Origin of the sequence: Pontibacter vulgaris (genome assembly GCF_022758145.1) — a bacterium.
GTDB lineage: Bacteria > Bacteroidota > Bacteroidia > Cytophagales > Hymenobacteraceae > Pontibacter > Pontibacter vulgaris.
Map to the genome: position 1 here is coordinate 144,005 of NZ_JAJVDH010000002.1, position 16,869 is coordinate 160,873.

The 16,869-nt window shown below is 43.6% G+C and carries 8 protein-coding genes; 5 read left to right on the forward strand and 3 right to left on the reverse strand.

The window, feature by feature from the left end; genetic code table 11:
- Window positions 1-2 precede the first annotated feature (2 nt).
- Window positions 3-2,513, forward strand: coding sequence for an AsmA-like C-terminal region-containing protein (locus LWP20_RS01615; protein ID WP_242926365.1), 2,511 nt, complete (start codon window positions 3-5; stop codon window positions 2,511-2,513).
- 405 nt (window positions 2,514-2,918) lie between these two features.
- On the opposite strand, the gene LWP20_RS01620 is transcribed toward LWP20_RS01615, so the two are convergent.
- Window positions 2,919-4,079 (reverse strand): mechanosensitive ion channel family protein, encoded by a 1,161-nt coding sequence (locus LWP20_RS01620; protein ID WP_242926366.1) that lies wholly within the window; start codon window positions 4,077-4,079, stop codon window positions 2,919-2,921.
- A gap of 7 nt (window positions 4,080-4,086) precedes the next feature.
- Entirely contained in the window at window positions 4,087-5,313 is a 1,227-nt protein-coding gene (locus LWP20_RS01625; RefSeq protein WP_242926367.1) for a Glu/Leu/Phe/Val dehydrogenase dimerization domain-containing protein, read from the reverse strand.
- A gap of 653 nt (window positions 5,314-5,966) precedes the next feature.
- Between LWP20_RS01625 and LWP20_RS01630 the strand changes: the two genes are divergently transcribed.
- Window positions 5,967-6,275 carry an ArsR/SmtB family transcription factor gene (locus tag LWP20_RS01630; protein ID WP_018476478.1) on the forward strand — a complete coding sequence of 103 codons (309 nt, stop codon included), beginning with the start codon at window positions 5,967-5,969 and terminating at the stop codon, window positions 6,273-6,275.
- Between the two features lie 135 nt (window positions 6,276-6,410).
- Here the strand turns inward: LWP20_RS01630 and hemA are convergent, their stop codons facing one another.
- Entirely contained in the window at window positions 6,411-7,691 is a 1,281-nt protein-coding gene (gene hemA, locus LWP20_RS01635) for a glutamyl-tRNA reductase (RefSeq protein ID WP_242926368.1), read from the reverse strand.
- Between the two features lie 113 nt (window positions 7,692-7,804).
- Between hemA and LWP20_RS01640 the strand changes: the two genes are divergently transcribed.
- The 3 genes from LWP20_RS01640 (at window position 7,805) to LWP20_RS01650 (ending at window position 16,865) form a co-directional block, all read left to right on the forward strand.
- Window positions 7,805-8,980, forward strand: a complete 1,176-nt coding sequence (locus LWP20_RS01640; RefSeq protein ID WP_242926369.1) for a sensor histidine kinase — start codon at window positions 7,805-7,807, stop codon at window positions 8,978-8,980.
- 84 nt (window positions 8,981-9,064) lie between these two features.
- On the forward strand, window positions 9,065-10,003 hold the full coding sequence (locus LWP20_RS01645) for a GNAT family N-acetyltransferase (RefSeq protein ID WP_242926370.1): 939 nt from the start codon (window positions 9,065-9,067) through the stop codon (window positions 10,001-10,003).
- A gap of 604 nt (window positions 10,004-10,607) precedes the next feature.
- Complete coding sequence (locus LWP20_RS01650; RefSeq protein ID WP_242926371.1) at window positions 10,608-16,865, forward strand: T9SS type A sorting domain-containing protein; 6,258 nt, start codon at window positions 10,608-10,610, stop codon at window positions 16,863-16,865.
- Window positions 16,866-16,869 lie beyond the last annotated feature (4 nt).

The window sequence follows — 16,869 nt, forward strand, 5'->3', positions numbered from 1 at the left end:
CTGTGCGAAAAAGAGCTGTTAAAAAAGTGCTATTTTATACTGTTGCTGTAGCCATAGCTATAATGGGTATGGCTATGGGTTTAGTGTATGTATATCAGGATAAAATAATTTCGCTTTTTGTAGCAGAAGCTAACAAGCACATCAAAACCAAAGTGGAAGTGGAGAAGATTTCGCTTTCGCTATTCGATAAATTTCCGCAGGTGGCGGTAACGCTTGATAAAGTAAAGATACTGGAAGGGGTGCCGGAAAGTGAAGCCACACTAGGCAAGGCAGCAAAACTGTACTTTACATTTAGTGCTTGGGATGCATTGCTTGGTAAGTATAGTATAAAGGAGCTCCACATGGAGCAGGGTGAAATACATGTAAAAGTGCTGGAAGATGGGCAGGTGAACTATGAGATATTTGCCGCAGATACTACTGCATCTAATAAAGATTTTTCTTTTGACCTGGAGAAGATAAACCTGAAGGATGTGCTAGTGCAGTACAGCGACCTGCAGCAAGACCAGACCTACACCGCCAATGCGCACCAGATGGAGGCTGCCTTAGCTATAACAACACAAACTATAGATGTAGAGGCAAAAGGCAAAGCCACCGTTAAAAGCCTTAAAATAGCCCAAGGCGAATACTTTAAAGAGAAAGCAGTAGATATAGCCACTATCTTAAGTATAAACCGGCAGCTTAAAACTATAAAACTACAGCCATCGGAGGTAGCTGTTGAAAAAGCAGTTTATGAGGTATCCGGCGATATTGCGTATGGAGGCACAACGGAGCTTGATCTGAAGCTGAACGGTAAGAACACAAGTATACAGTCTATGCTGTCGTTATTGCCGCAAAGTATAACCCGCGAATTCCAGCAGTACCGCAGCGATGGCGATATCTACTTTAACGGACGTGTAAAAGGAAAAGCATCCGGCAAGTATAACCCGCTGGTGACATTTGATTTTGGATGCCGCAACGCTTCATTTTATCACCCTGATGCCAAAGAAAAAATAGAGAAGTTAAGCTTTACAGGCAGCTTTACAAATGGCGCCAATCGTAACTCCAGCACATCAGAACTTAAACTAAAAGGCCTGAAGGGGGTGTTAAAAGGCCGCCCATTCAGGGGCAACCTCACATACCGTAATTTCAATAACCCCTATCTTGCATTTGATGCCACCGGTATGATAGATGTGGGATATGTGCTGGGTTTACTGAAGGTGGAGGAGATAAAAGCCGGAAGTGGCCTGGCTGATGTGCATGTTGCATTTGCCGGAAATCTGAAAGAGTTTGAAGCGCGGCCTGGCAATAGTACTCTCAGTACTTCTGGCGATATTACGCTGCATAATGTGTCGCTTTCGTTAAAAAAGCTGCCATTGCCTGTTACCGGGTTGGGCGGCAATTTCATGTTCAAGAAAAATGATGTTGCTATTTCAGATTTCAGGGGAAAACTTGGCGAGTCTGACTTTGTGCTGAACGGCATGTTCCGGAATGTAATGGCCTGGTTGCTGCTCGATAATCAACGATTGTTAGTAGAGGCAGATTTTAAGAGTAACTACCTTAACTTCGACCAGCTTTTAAACGAAAAACTAAACACACCTGCCGGCGAACGCGAAGGCAACAGCAGTGCAGATTACAAATTCATCATTTCGCCGGATATTGCCTTTAATTTAAGTGCCGATATAAACAGGATGACGTTCCGGCGGTTTCATGCCAAGAATATAACTGGCGAGGTAAAGCTTCGGAACCAGGTGGTGTCGTCGCCGGATATTTCGTTTAATGCCATAGGTGGCAACTTTGCTGTGCGAGGTAGCCTGGATGCCCGCCAACGCGAGCATATAAAGGTAAGCACTGCTTCCAGGCTAAATAACATGAGCGTAGACAGTCTGTTTTATGTGTTCGAAAACTTTAAGCAGGATTTTATAGTTAACCGCCAGCTGCGTGGCAACCTGACCGCCAACATCATTTCCGAGTTATACTTTGATAGCCAGCTTAACCCTAAAACAGATTTGCTGCAGGCAGAAATAGCCGCTACAGTGCGCAATGGCCAGCTTATTAACTTTGCCCCAATGCAAAAGATGTCTGCTTTTGTGCGGCGCTCTGAGCTTGCCAATATGCGGTTTGCCGAGCTTCAGAATAATTTCTGGATTCAGCAGCGTACGATATACATACCAGAAATGGATATCCGATCCAGTCTGTCTGCTTTGCCGGTTATATCGGTGTCAGGCATGCATACTTTCGACCAGGATATGGATTATAAAATTAAGCTGCCTCTGTTTAGAAGCCGCCGCCCTGATAAAGATGCAGCATTTGGTGTGGTTGCCGAAGATACAGATACTGGCAGCATGTTGTACCTGACGCTAAAGGGTAAAGAAAATAACTTCAAAATAGCCTACGACAGAGAGCGTGTGCGCGAAAAAATTCAGACCGAGCTGCAACAGGAAGGCAATGAATTACGCGACTTACTTCGAGGTAAAAAGCCGGTGCAGAAAGAGAAAAAAGTAGAGCCGCAGCACGGTGAATATTTCGATTTTTAACCACCGCTATAACACCAGACAGGCTACAATAAATTATTAAAACGCTTTGTGTATTAGTTAAATTGCACGCCTTTTAGCCAGTATACTTACTGGGTAAAAGCATGTAGTATTGTAAAAGTTATATTTTTGCTGCGCCCTGTGTTATAGTTTGCTTGCTTCTCAAAAAATATATTATAATAGAAAAATTATGTTTTAAGTATAACAATATGCGCCTATTGCCGTTAAAGAAAGCAAAATTACAAATACCTGTTTTAGATTGCTAAGGCATAAAATAAGGTTCTGTTTTGGAAAGACTTGATTTGGTTATAAATAATAGGTTAGGTTAATTTAAATTAGTAGTAAGGATATACTTAAAATATAAGGGTGAAAAAAAAGCCGGAGTTTCTCCGGCTTTTTTATTTATGGTTATTCTAAATCTGTAGCTGCTGTATAGTTTATACTTTGCATGGGTTGTGGCTGCCTCTCTTGTTGCTGCTGGAAGTATAATGTTTGAGTAGGGAAGGCAAATTCTGCTCCATGCCGCTCTACAATTTCTACGACCTTATAAGCTACCTCTTCTTTAATATCTATATACTCGTTCCAGTCCATAGACTCCACAAAGTACAGCACCATGATGTTCTTGGAGCTGGCTCCAAGCGTCTGGAACCGCACGCGGCCATCCTGGTTGGTGTTGGGGTGATTATCTATAAACTGCTGCAGCTCGGTACTGATCGCTTTCATCTGCGCTGAAGTGGTAGTATAGGTCAGGGTAATATCAAAACCTACTCTCCTGAAGGTGCGCAATGTCAGGTTGTTCAGCGGCTTATCGATCATGTGCTTGTTTGGCACAGTTACAAAGGTCTTTTCCAGTGTTCTGATGCGTGTGCTCCGGAAGCCAATTTTCTCGATGGTACCGGTAATGCCGCCAACCTCAACCAGGTCGCCAACTACAAACGGGTGATCGAGGAAAATAGTAAAAGATGCAAGCAGGTTTTCAAGGCTTTCTTTTGCTGCAAAGGCAATTGCCAGACCACCTACTCCCAAACCAGCTACCAGGCCGGCCACATTCACTCCAAAAACCGAGCCCAGCATCACCATAAAAGCCAGTATCCAAACTATAACTTTGGTAAAATCCTTAAAAAAAGGTACCAACTGGTCGTCGAGTTTAGAAGCGGTTTTTTCGGCGCGATGGCTGAAAATGAGCCCGATAAAATCAACAAAGCGTGTAATAACCCAGGTAATAGCAACTATAACAAATACCTGGTAAGTGCGCAGCATAAACACCTTAAAAAACGGGTCCCCTTTTCGGGTAACAGACGGATCTAAAGGATAATCGAGCACATTAAAGGCAAAGAACAGAAATATCAGGAACAGCACCATCTCGAGCGGCTGCAATAACAGGCGCTTAAAATTTGCCTGGTTATCTTTATCAGAAAACCTCCTTACCATCTTAAACATTACCCCGGTAAGAATTTTGGAGAGCAATGTTTTAAAGATGAAGCCAAACAGCAGTATGCCCACTGATAGCAGGTAATCGGAAACTGTGTTGCCTAAAAAAGTATAAGAAAGTACTTCCCTGATATCCATAGCGAAATTATAACAGCTGGCTTAGCGCAATTTCAAACGAAGCTTTGGCAATTTCAGTATTAGCCGGATTTTTGGCTTTTGTTTTTTCCAGTGCTCTAAGTATAGTATTGGAAATATCGGAGAAAATGGCTTCATCCGTTATTTCAACTTCATTCTCCATGAGGTAAGCAAACACGCGGGCCATGCCACAGTTGGCAATAAAGTCTGGTATAACAGCCACATTCTGGTCTGCAAACTCGCCGGTAGGGCCGAAGAAAATTTCAGGATCCTGGAAAGGCACGTTGGCGCCACAAGAAATAACTTCCAGGCCATGACTGATCATTTGCTCCAGTTGCGGGCGCGTAACAAGGCGCGATGCTGCAGCTGGTATAAATATTTCGGCTCCAACAGACCAGATACGGTTATTCACTTCCTCAAAAGGGAGCATGTTTTCGGCATACAAAGTATTGCCCTGGCGCTGAAAAAACAATTGACCAATCTCTTCAAAAGTATAACCGTCCGGTTTTAGCAAGCCGCCGGCACGATCAATGATGCCTATAATCTTGGCGCCCTTTGCTGACAAATAATATGCAGCAGCAGCGCCTACATTGCCCCAACCCTGGATAATAGCACGTTTGCCCTCAAAGTTGCCGCCCCATAAGGTATAATAATGCCTTACGGCCTCAGCTACGCCGTAACCTGTTATCATATCGGCTACAGTATACTTGCGCGATGCAGCAGGAGTATAGTGTGCGTCTTCAATCACTTTTATAACACCCTGGCGCAACTGGCCTATCTTGTTTATCTTTTGAGGTTCTGTAGCATTAAAGTGCCCGTTAACTACACCTTCCTGGGGGTGCCATAAACCGTAATCTTCGGTAATCGGAATTACCTCGTGTATCTCGTCCACGTTCAGGTCGCCGCCCGTGCCGTAGTAATTTTTAAGCAACGGAATAACAGCCTTGTACCAGCGCTCTAAAACGCCGCGTTTGCGTGGGTCTGCCGGATCGAAATTTATACCTGATTTAGCACCGCCAATTGCCGGGCCCGATACCGTAAATTTTACTTCCATTGTTTTGGCCAGCGATTCTACCTCATGTTTATCCAGGCCTTTACGCATACGGGTACCTCCGCCGGCGGCACCACCTCTCAATGAGTTTATTACTACCCAGCCTTCTGCTTCAGTTTCAGGGTCTTTCCACTCAAAAACAATTTCAGGTCTTTTATTTTCAAATTTCTCTAACAGCTCTTTCATGAATGAGATACACGTTTGTTAATGTGGTGCAAAGGTACAAAAATACATGGTAGCATACAGGTGTGCAGCTTATACTTAGATGCTGATAACCATAAAGCTGAATGCTATTTGCAATGGAGTTAAAGGCGTTTATAGTTGTAAATGATTATACACAAAGGCGCCCTTTTGCTGTTATACTTATAATAAACCCGGATTATACTTTCGGATTTAATATTAAAGTAACTCTTTCCTGAAGAAATTGTTATTTGTCCGGAATTGGCCAAAGATTCGGATTGTTAAAAAGTGGTGCTGGTATTAAGCACAATTTCATCAGATACTTTACTAAAGGGTTAAGCTTAAAAAGCAAAGCGGGAGGTGAGCAAATTCAGGTATCATGGAGGGAGTCAATCGGACCATGTGCATATTCTAATGTAGTAGCATTAAGTATATTATATATCCAATTTTGGTTTTTATACGTAAATCTAGAAGACGCTATGTCTCAGGTGTTAAATAGCATCTCGCGGGCATAAGCTGAAATGCATGATAAGTGTGCATGTGACGAAAATAAGAAAATGATTTTAGGCTATTAAGCCAAATAATGTAGCCGTCGTATATATCTTATTATGATTAGGATTGTTTAATGAATGTAGAAACTGTTAGGTGTTAATTTAATTATGAAAAGTTTGTTGTCTAGAATTGAGTCGAAGAAAATAGATAAGGCGGCAGCCATGCTAAAGGTGTTGGCCCACCCTAAAAGGTTAGCCATTGTGGATTTGCTGGGTAAGGAAGAAAAAATGACCGTTACCGAAATTTACAAATACCTGGATCTGCCGCAGGCAATTGCCTCACAGCATTTAATTACGCTAAAAGATAAGGGAGTACTTTCTTCCTTTAAAGTTGGCACCAAAATCTATTACTCTCTTTCAATACCTAAATTGATTGATGTAATAGATTGTCTGGAGGAATGCTGTATTGATATTTAATAGGGTAACCGGCATAAGACGTTTACGCTAAAGTTTTGTAGGCTAGAAAATGCCTAAGGGCTCCGTATTGCTTATATTAATAGCTCCCGGAACCCTTAGGCATTTTTCATTCACTAAGAAAAACAGTACGTTTACTTATTTTTCTGTTTGCACTTCAGATGATTGTTTTTCCAGGTCAAACAGGTCGTTCAGTACATCTATAAGTGTCTCGGCTTCACCGCGTTTGCAGGCAGCTTTCAGTTGCAGTACCGGTAGTTTAATTATTTTCTGCATCATCGATTTTGTTACATTATCCAGGTGTTTGGCTTCTTCAGGGCCAAGCTTTTTCATGTAACGGGCCATTTCTTCCTGTCGGATCGCCTCTAATGCATTTTTCAGCTTATTTATAGTTGGCGATACCATCATCTCTTTAGACCAGTCGTTAAACTGAGCAATAGATTCAGTGATGATCTCCCTTACTTTAGGTATGGCATTAATGCGACTCTGAAGCGCCTCCGATGCTTTGTTTTGAATTGTATCGATGTTATATACCAGTACACCAGGTATGCTCTCTACTTCGGCCTCCACGCTGCGTGGCACTGCCAGATCTATAAAGAACTTATAAGAAAGTACATTCAGGCGCTGAACCATTTCTTTTGTAAAGAAAGGCGTTTCGCGCGCTACCGAAGATATGATCACATCTGCCTCTTTCAAGCCCTGCACCATATCTTCAAAAGGTAAAACTTCCAGCTTACACTCTTCTGCCAGCTGCTGCGCTTTGGCAAGGGTGCGGTTGGTTATCTTCACATTCTTAAATCCTTTGTCGCTTAGGTTGCGGCAAACATCAGCGCCAATTTCGCCCAGGCCAACTACAAGTATAGCCGGGTCAATAATATCAGCAGTAAGTTCTTCGATCAGTTCGATAGAGGCATAAGAAGTAGAAGCGGCACCATGGCGGAAGGCTGTTTCCTGAACCACGCGTTTATTCGTGAAGAAAATGGTGTGCATCAGGCGGTGCAGGAACGGACCGGCAGCATCGCAGTCAGCGGACCATTGGTAGGCAACTTTTACCTGATTTGATATCTGCATATCACCCACCACCTGCGACTCAAGACCCATGGCAACCTCAAACAGGTGCTGCACGGCATCGTTGTGCTCGTTCAGGATGGTAAAAAAATCAAGGTATTGGGTAATGTTCTGGATGCCTTTTGTAATGCCTAACAGCTTTACAATTTCGGTGCTGTAATCAGCATCGGCATTATAGTATACTTCGGTGCGGTTGCAGGTCGATAGCACCAATATATCAGAGGCTTGAATAAAGTCTTTCAGCGTCTGAAGAAATTGCCTGCACGAAATCTCATCTAAGGCAATCAGTTCCCGGATATCCAGCGGCGCTTTCTTGTAAGATAGGCTGATTGCTTTAAAATTCTGAAGCATAATAACGTTCGTAATACTAAAGTACAAATTTACTGTATGATTTTTTTAAAACGAAACTTCTTGCCCTATTTCATTAATTTATACTAATTTCAAATAATTTTCGTGTACCCTGCATGATACCGATTTACTCCCAGAAGAACAGAATTAAACTTATTGTGGTTGCAGTTGCCCTGGTTATTGGCGCTGCCACCATCATGTATACGAATGTTTTGGTAAGTAAACTATCTGAGCGTGAGCAGAAACTGGTGCAGCTATATGCCAAAGGTTTGCGCTACATGATCAACGCGCCCAGCGACGATAATATCGTTTTTATTGAGGAAGAGATTCTCTCCTCTAACCATACCGTACCTGTAATACTCACAGATGAGCAGGAAAATATTCTGGATTACAAAAACATTAACCTGCCAGACAATATTTCGGAAAGCAAGAAGAACAAGCACCTGCGCAGTGAGATAGAAAAAATGCGGGCGCAGCATGCGCCTATTGTAGTGCCCTGGGCCGAAGGCTCTGAAAATTACGTGTTCTATAAAGATTCTGCTTTGTTATCGCAACTGCGCTATTACCCTTATGTGCAGCTTATGGTTATTGCCTGTTTTGCATCTATGGCCTATTTTGCTTTTAGTTATTCGCGGAAGGCTGAGCAGAACAGGGTTTGGGTTGGCCTGGCCAAAGAAACGGCCCACCAGTTAGGTACGCCACTCTCATCGCTGATGGCATGGTACGAGTACATGAAGGCCAGCCCCAAATTTGAGAACGAAGCCATAGTGGCGGAGCTTTGGAAAGATATCCGGCGACTGGAAGTAATTACGGAACGCTTCTCCAATATTGGTTCAGTGCCGTTGCTGCGCGACGAGAACATACTGCAGGTAACTCAGAATGCGATAAACTATTTACAGAATCGCATTTCGCGGAAGGTAGAAATCAGCGTAAAATCATCCTTCTCACCAGATATAACGGCTAAAGTTAATGTGCCACTTTTTGATTGGGTAATTGAGAACATCTGTAAAAATGCAGTAGATGCCATGGAGGGAAGAGGGAGTATAACCTTGCAGTTAGTATTGCTGGGGAAAAGCAGCATCGCCTTGGATATTACAGATACAGGAAAAGGAATACCTAAAAGTAAAGTAGACTCTGTTTTCCTGCCTGGTTTTACAACCAAAAAACGGGGCTGGGGCTTAGGATTGGCGCTGGCAAAACGCATTATCGATAACTACCACCAGGGAAAGCTCTTTGTAAAGTGGTCTGAAGTTGGAAAAGGCACCACTTTTAGAATTGTTCTGAACCGGTAGGCTCAGGGGTGCTGAGTTCTGAAAGTTGGCTAAGTATGGCTATGCTTTACAGTAATTGATTTGTTTATACTGAGAAAAAGAAAATTGCTGCAGGTAATAACGTATAGCGCGAAGTATAAATCTGAGTGGGATGCTTTTGTGGCCGCCTCTAAAAACGGCACCTTTCTATTACAACGCGATTACATGGATTACCACGCAGACAGGTTTACCGACCACTCGCTGCTGTTTTACTACAATAATAAATTAATTGCGCTGCTGCCTGCTAACCAACAGGGGCCGGAGGTATACTCGCACGGAGGCCTTAGTTATGGCGGCATAATCAGTGACGCCGGCATGAAGACAGCGCTGATGCTGCAAGTGTTTGAAAAGATGGCTTTATACTTCCGGGAGCAGGGTTTTGCAAGTATAAAGTATAAAACCGTACCGCACATCTATCACCAACTGCCAGCCGAAGAAGACCTGTATGCCCTTTTCAGGATGGGAGCCAGTTTATACCGCCGCGATATAAATTCTGTAATCACACTAACCAATAAACTGCCTTACGCCACGCTCAGGAAAAGAAAGCTGAAGCAAAAAGCCCAACATAATCTGCAACTCGGCCAAAGCTATAGTTTTGATCAGTTTTTAAGTATACAACAAGCTTTACTACAGCAGAAGTATAAAACAAGCCCAGCTCACACAGCAGATGAAGTGAAAATGCTGGCCGCCCGTTTTCCGGATAACATAAAGCTGTTTACTGCTACTTTAGAAGGGGAGATTTTAGGAGGTATACTTGTTTATGAAACGGCTACCGTTGCGCATTGCCAGTATATTGCCGCCACACCACAAGGCCAGCAGCTAAATGCTTTAGATGTGCTAACAGATTATCTTATTACCGAAGTATACCCTTATAAAGAGTATTTCAGCTTTGGAGTATCTTCAGAACAAGAGGGTTTATACTTAAATGAAGGGCTTATCCGAAACAAAGAGAGTTACGGGGCACGGGCCGTGGTTCACGATTTTTACCATCTACCCCTGACCTGATTCCTTCATATTTAAGATTAGACCGATGACAATTTCATTGGTTTATTTGATTTCAACTTTAGCAGTGGTTGCATGCAGCCACTGTAGTTAATAATTGCTTTCAATATACTTTTCTTTTTGCAGCAACTACATCCATCCTTTTCATCGCTTTTTATGCATCAGCAAGGTGCAGTAATTCAATAAGTTAAATGCTGTTTTGTGCATTCTAAAGTAGAATTACACAAAATTTTTATTGCATTATTTTAAGCATAAATTTCCCGCAAGGCAAGAAATCTACTATAAAATTGGACTAGTTATAAATTAACAAAAATCAGTGCAATTAATGTGTTGTTAAATTGATAATGTTATATATATTTATATAATATTTAAAAACTGTTGCATGAGGATTATTATGGCTGCCAAGAATAGTTATAATGATTATAGGTCAAGTTTTAAATCTATGTTGCGGCGCAAGCTGTGCAATCAACCATTCCTATTGAAGTCATTCAGTCTTCTGAGTTAGTTCAATTTTATGTGTGCATAATTCCATTTTGGGTATAGGCTGGCGCTTAAGGTTTGTGCCAGGAATAACCCCTTAAAATATCACTGTAAAATTTAAACTGTTATGGGCATTTTTACTTACCTGAGAAATTTGTCACCTCTGAAACTATCTTTTGCCATTATTCTGCTGTGCATGCAAAGTGCATTGCTGATGGCCCAAACTACAACACGCTGGAAAGGTACCGGAACAAAGTGGGACGACCCTACGAACTGGACGGCAGGTGCACCGGATGCTACAAAGCATGTTGTTATAGGTGATGCAAGTTTTACTGGTAATAAGCAACCCACTATAGAGCAAAACTATCTTGCTGAGTGTCTTTCATTAACAGTTGGAGGGGTAAACACTTCTAAATTATTGGTTACTAGTGATAAAGGCCTTACGGTACATGGAGATGTGGTAATTGCGGCAAACAGTGAACTAGAAAATGAAGGGAGTTATTTAACAATAAAAGGTAGTTGGACCAATAATGGGACCTACACTGAAAAAATATTTGTACAAGGTCAATCTGCTAATGCTCGAAGTACACAAGACCCTAAAGTTGAGTTTTCCGGAACAAGTAAATCGATTGGAGGAATCGGATTTAATAGTTTTAACACTCTTATTATTAGAGGGAGTATTAACTTGACTTCTGGTATAAGCATGGTTGCCCGTTCTAATACAAGCGGTAACAGAACAACACAGCCATCCTTGCAAGTATATGGTACTTTAGATCCAGGATCAAGCCTGGTAACTATGCCAAGTATAGCAGGCGATAATACAACCTTTCAGATTGGAGATGCTGCTACAGTAATGGTGAAAGCACCAACATATTTTAACAACTATACTATTAAGCCTACAAGCATGGTCGTCACAGGGATAATAGACTATGCAGGTGGCAATCAGGTAATAGAAAGCTCAATAATGTATGCAGTACTAAGAGTAAGTGGAAGTGGTACTAAAACTTTAAATGGAAATACAAGTGTATTTAACTCACAGGAAACAAAACTAATTATTGACGCAGGTGTACTTGATCTCGGAACTAACACTCTGGATAGAATCTCAAGCCCTGGCGGCACCTTAAGCATAGCCTCTGGAGCAACGCTGCGTATTGGCGGCACTAACACCTTTCCGGCAAACTATGGCACAAACACACTGCATGCAAACAGTACAGTAGAATATTATGGCTCTAACCAAACGGTAGCTCTCCAAACCTATGGCCACCTGCACCTGAGCGGTTCGGGCACCAAAACAATGCCTGCCACAGCCATGACGGTTGCAGGAAACCTGATAAGCTCCGGAACAGCATCTTTTACAGCTGGGGCAGCAATAAATGTAACAGGTAATGTTGCAATAGGCACAGGCTCTACTTTTAATGGCGGTAGTGCAACGCATACTGTTGGCGGAAACTGGACAGCAGACGGTACTTTTACAGGCAATGCCAGCACTGTAACCATGACAGGCACGAACAAAACAATAGGCGGCACGGCCAACTCACCGGAGTTCTTTAACCTGACAGTAAACGGCACAGGCACCTACGTTACATTTCCATCTTTAATCATACGCGGCAACCTGAGTGCAACCGGTGGCATTTCACAGGTGGCAGATGGCACCATTGCCTTTACAAATACTGTCAGCAAAAGTATTAGCGGGAATAGCCTTAACTTCCAGAACCTGACCATTGATGGTATTGTAACAACAGCTTCAAGTATGACCCTGAATGGAAACTTTACAACTAATGCGGGCAAGAATTTTACAGCCAGTGCAGGTACAGTAAGTATGGCCGGAGCAGGCAAAAGTATAGCAGGGCCGGGCAGCATGAGCTTCTTCGGGCTTAACATTGCCAATACCACTTCCACGGCTAGTTCCTTTACAATTACCTCGGCAATGAGCGGCACAAGTGCATTAACAGCATCAGCCGGCACAGCAACATTTGCATCTGCTTCTACCTTCGCAAACACGCATTACCTGAATGATGTAGCAATAACTGGCACAAGCTTGCGCCTGATGGCCAATTCCAATCTGCATATAGCCGGGGCATTTACAAAAGGAGGCACCTCAGCTTTCGATATTTCCACAGCAACACCCAACACAGTGCATTATAATGGTACGGCCGCGCAAACTATACTTCCGGTAAGCTATCATAACCTGGTGCTGGCAAACAGCGGGATTAAAACAGCTGGTGGGGCAGTAACCGTTAACGGTGACATAACTATAAGTGCAGGAGCAACTTTAAATGCTGGTGCATACAACCATACCCTAAATGGGAATTTTATTAACTCCGGAGTATTTAACCACGATAACGGCACCATAACTTTTGCCGGAGCAGCTGATAAAAGTATAACCGGAGCCACAGTATTTAATAACCTGGCGCTGAGCAAAACAAGTATGAGCAACTCCATTACGCTGAATAATAGTGTAACAGCCTCAATGCTGCAAATGACCAGCGGAACCATACAGACAGGAGCAAATAAGGTAAATATACTTAATAACAGAAGCGGCAACGGATGGGTGATAGGTACTGTAACCAGAAGCCATACTTTTAACGACGGCATAGCTTATGCTTTTAATGCACCTTACTCACAGCTAACTTTTGCAACACCAAGCGGCATAAACGAGGCAAGTATGACCGTAACCTCCGAAAGTATAACTGATTTTACAAACCTGGGGGCCATCAACAGAAAGTATGCAGTAGCTATACCAGCAGGAACTTACACAAACGGAACCTTGCAGCTACAGTATTATGATGCTGACCTGAACGGAAACAACGAAGCCGGCTTGCAACTATACCGCTACAATACAGGTGTGGCGAGATGGCTTACGCAGGGAAGAACGAGTGCGAATGCTACCGATAACTGGGTAAGCCGAAGTGCTCTCACAAGTATGGATGGTTCCTGGACAATGTCGGCCAGCCCGAACACATACAGGTGGGTTGGTGGAACAAGCACCGCCTGGGAGCTGGCGGATAACTGGCTGAACACAACCGATGGATACGTCAGTTCTGCAGTTGTTGCCCCACTTAGCAACGATATCGCAAATCTAGGCGAAGTAGTACCTACCAACCATCCGGTTATAAACTCTGCAGTTACCATCAGTGGCTTAAAGTATAAAGGAGCGGGCCAGACTAATTTAAACATTGCAACCGGCTCGCTCACCGTAACAGGCAACCTGGAAGCTACAGGTGCTGGCTCTGCAATACTACATTCTTTAAACGTCAATAATAACCCTCTGAGCGTAGGGGGCAACCTGGTATTGAACGATGGCAGTGCCGGCAACAGCATTGCGCTAAGCAGCGGGTCGGGTAACATAACGGTTGCAGGCGCATTGCAGCATAGAGGCTCGAGCAGTGTTGCGCTGAGCAACGGCATTTTAGCCATCGGAGGAGATTATACTTACGAAGCAGGCGCTCCTTTTACTGCAGGTAGCAGCACTGTTATGTATAATGGCACGGGCTCACAGGTAGTGGCAACCGTACCTTACCATCATCTTACTATAAATAAACCGGGAGGTATGGCAACTTATACTTCAGCGGCGGCACAAAGTATAACCGGTAACCTTACCATCAATAATAACGGTTTCTTAAACCTGAATGTACCAACTTTTAATGTAGCCGGAAATGTAAGTATAAGTGCAGGCAGGTTGCAGGCTAACGCAACTACAACTATTATCGATCTGAAAGGAAACTGGAGTACAGCCAATATCTCTTCTTTTACAGCGGGCGCCAGCACTGTTGTCTTCTCGGGCAGCGCAGACCAGACCGTATCGGCTACCACGTTCAATAACCTGAGCAAGACAACAGGCAACACATTAACTACAACTGGCAGCTCTACTTTAACTGGAAATTTAAGTGTGCAGGGCGGAACGTTGGTGCTGAATGGCCATACGATGAACAGAAACGCAGCTGGCGGAACGCTTACGCTTGCCAACGGCGCTACATTACGCATTAATAACGCAGCTATTTACCCGGCAAACTTCGGAACAAATACACTGGGTTTGAATAGCACAGTTATTTACTCCGGAGGAAGTATAGCTATAGCGCCGGTAGTGTATGGTTATTTAACCGTTCAGGATGGCAGCACCAGAGCCTTGCAGGCTGATACACGGGTAGCTAACCTCATAACAGTTACAAATGCGACCCTAAACAGTGCAGCCGTAACCTTAACACTTGATAACGACCTGTTGAACAATGGCACTATTAACGCACCAGCTACAAGTATAAACTTTACCAGTGCATCAGCTAAGATAGATGGCACCGGAACAACGGTAATGAACGACCTGACAGTAGCAGGAGGCGCCGGTTTAATTGTTAATAAAAATATCGCCCTGCATGGCAACCTGGTTAACAATGGCACAAGCTTTAGTGCACCGGCAAACCAGGTTGAGTTTACTGGCACAAATGCAGCAAGTATAACTTCGGCAAGTCCGGTAAGTATAAACCAGCTGCGCATCAGTAAAGCTGCGGCAGCCACAACAGTAACGCTGGCCGCCGACATAAACGAAATGCAAAGTATAGATGTAGCTGCCGGAACTCTTGATGCAGCCACCCGGGCACTTACTAAAAAGGCAGTTTCAGGCACTACACTTGCAGTAGCTGATGGCGCAACCATGAAGGTAGGGGGTACTAATTCATTGCCTGTTTTCGATGCTTATACTTTAACTCCGGCCAGTACCATCGTATACAACGGCATCAACCAAAGTATAAAAAGCATACAGTATGGCCATCTCGATCTGCTGAACACGGGCACAGCTACCTTCGAGGTAGGCACAGCAAGTATAGCCGGCAACCTGACCAAAGCAACTACGGCAACAGTAATTACACCTGCTGTTATAAACTATAATGGTGCTGCCACGCAGGTTGTAGCTGCCCTCGACTATAATACGCTTACGCTAAGCAGCACAGGTGCTAAAACATTTGCCGCCGGCGATACCAGAATTGCAGAAGCGCTCACAAAGCCAGGTACAGCTCCGGTAGATGCCCGAACCAATATTACCACGGTTCATTACACCAAAGCAGGCGACCAGAGTGTATTCCCGCTCAACTACCATAACCTGAACTTAAGCGGAAGCGGTACTAAAACTTTCTCCGGAATTACCGGTATAGCCAACTCTTTTACAATAACGGATGCTGCTACAGCAGATCTCATCACTAGTGAAAGCACTATAGATTTTAATGGTGCCGGGGCGCAGGTTATTCCAGCGTTAAACTACAGCAAGATCCTGTTATCTGCCGGAGGCGATAAAGCATTGGCAGGTAACACAGATGTAACAAACGAGCTTAGGCTGACAAGCGGCAAAATAAACACCGGTGGGTATAAAGTAACGCTAGGTAATGCTGCTACTATTATAGAAAGTGAAGGCAATTATGTAACAGGTATAGTAGAAACCACACGCAGTTTGCCAGCCGGCGTTACAGAAACATTCGGTAACATAGGTATAAATATACAGCCTGATCCGGCCGGAGCGCCAATTGGGTTAACTAAAGTTACCCGTGTTACCGGTACTACTGTGGGTACAACCGGTAAAAGTATACTCAGAAGCTTTAAAGTAGAACCAGATAGCCCTGGCTCAGAACTAAATGCTACAGTAGGTATATTTTACCTGAATCATGAGCTCAATGGTCTTTCAAACGGTAGTCTTTCATTGTATCAATCAGACGCTGCCGGCAATAAATGGACTGCTCTACCTGCAGCAAGTACAACCAACCTGGCGCCAGCTGTAAATAAAGTATCGGTCTCAGGAATTAGTAGCTTAACGAGCTTTACACTTGGTGATAGAAACATACCGTTACCAATAGAGCTTCTCTCGTTTAAAGCTGTCAAAAGTGGCTCGGATGTAGTATTGAGGTGGGAAACGGCGATGGAGAAAGATAACGAAGGGTTTGACGTAGAAGTATCAGCGGATGGTTATAGTTACCGCAAACTGGGCTTTGTGCAGAGCAAAACTACTAACTCAGTTGTAAAGCAGGAATATACGTTTACCGATACTGAAAATGGCAAGAACGGAACGCGCTACTACCGCCTCCGCCAGCGCGACCTGGATGGCACAGTTAAAGTATACGGTCCTAAAACTGTTAGCTTCGGCCAGGTGTTCAGCACTACTATAAAAGCTTATCCTAACCCGTTCCATAACCGCCTGGAGTTAGCCATCGATGCTGCGGCAACCGGACAGGCTATCATCAGTTTACGCGATGCCGTAGGCAAAACGATTTACAAAAATGAAGTAACAGTTGAGGCCGGGATTTCTGTATTGCCGGTAACTATAGGCGAAGGCTATCAGCAAGGCTTGTATATCCTGACAATAGAGCTAAATAACCAGACCTATCAGCATAAGCTTATCAGGCAGTAATAGA

Excerpts from the sequence above, each read along its gene's own strand:
- LWP20_RS01620 (WP_242926366.1), bottom strand. The coding sequence starts at position 4,079 with ATGGATATCAGGGAAGTACTTTCTTATACTTTTTTAGGCAACACAGTT.
- LWP20_RS01625 (WP_242926367.1), bottom strand. The coding sequence starts at position 5,313 with ATGAAAGAGCTGTTAGAGAAATTTGAAAATAAAAGACCTGAAATTGTT.
- LWP20_RS01630 (WP_018476478.1), top strand. The coding sequence starts at position 5,967 with ATGAAAAGTTTGTTGTCTAGAATTGAGTCGAAGAAAATAGATAAGGCG.
- hemA (WP_242926368.1), bottom strand. The coding sequence starts at position 7,691 with ATGCTTCAGAATTTTAAAGCAATCAGCCTATCTTACAAGAAAGCGCCG.
- LWP20_RS01640 (WP_242926369.1), top strand. The coding sequence starts at position 7,805 with ATGATACCGATTTACTCCCAGAAGAACAGAATTAAACTTATTGTGGTT.
- LWP20_RS01650 (WP_242926371.1), top strand. The coding sequence starts at position 10,608 with ATGGGCATTTTTACTTACCTGAGAAATTTGTCACCTCTGAAACTATCT.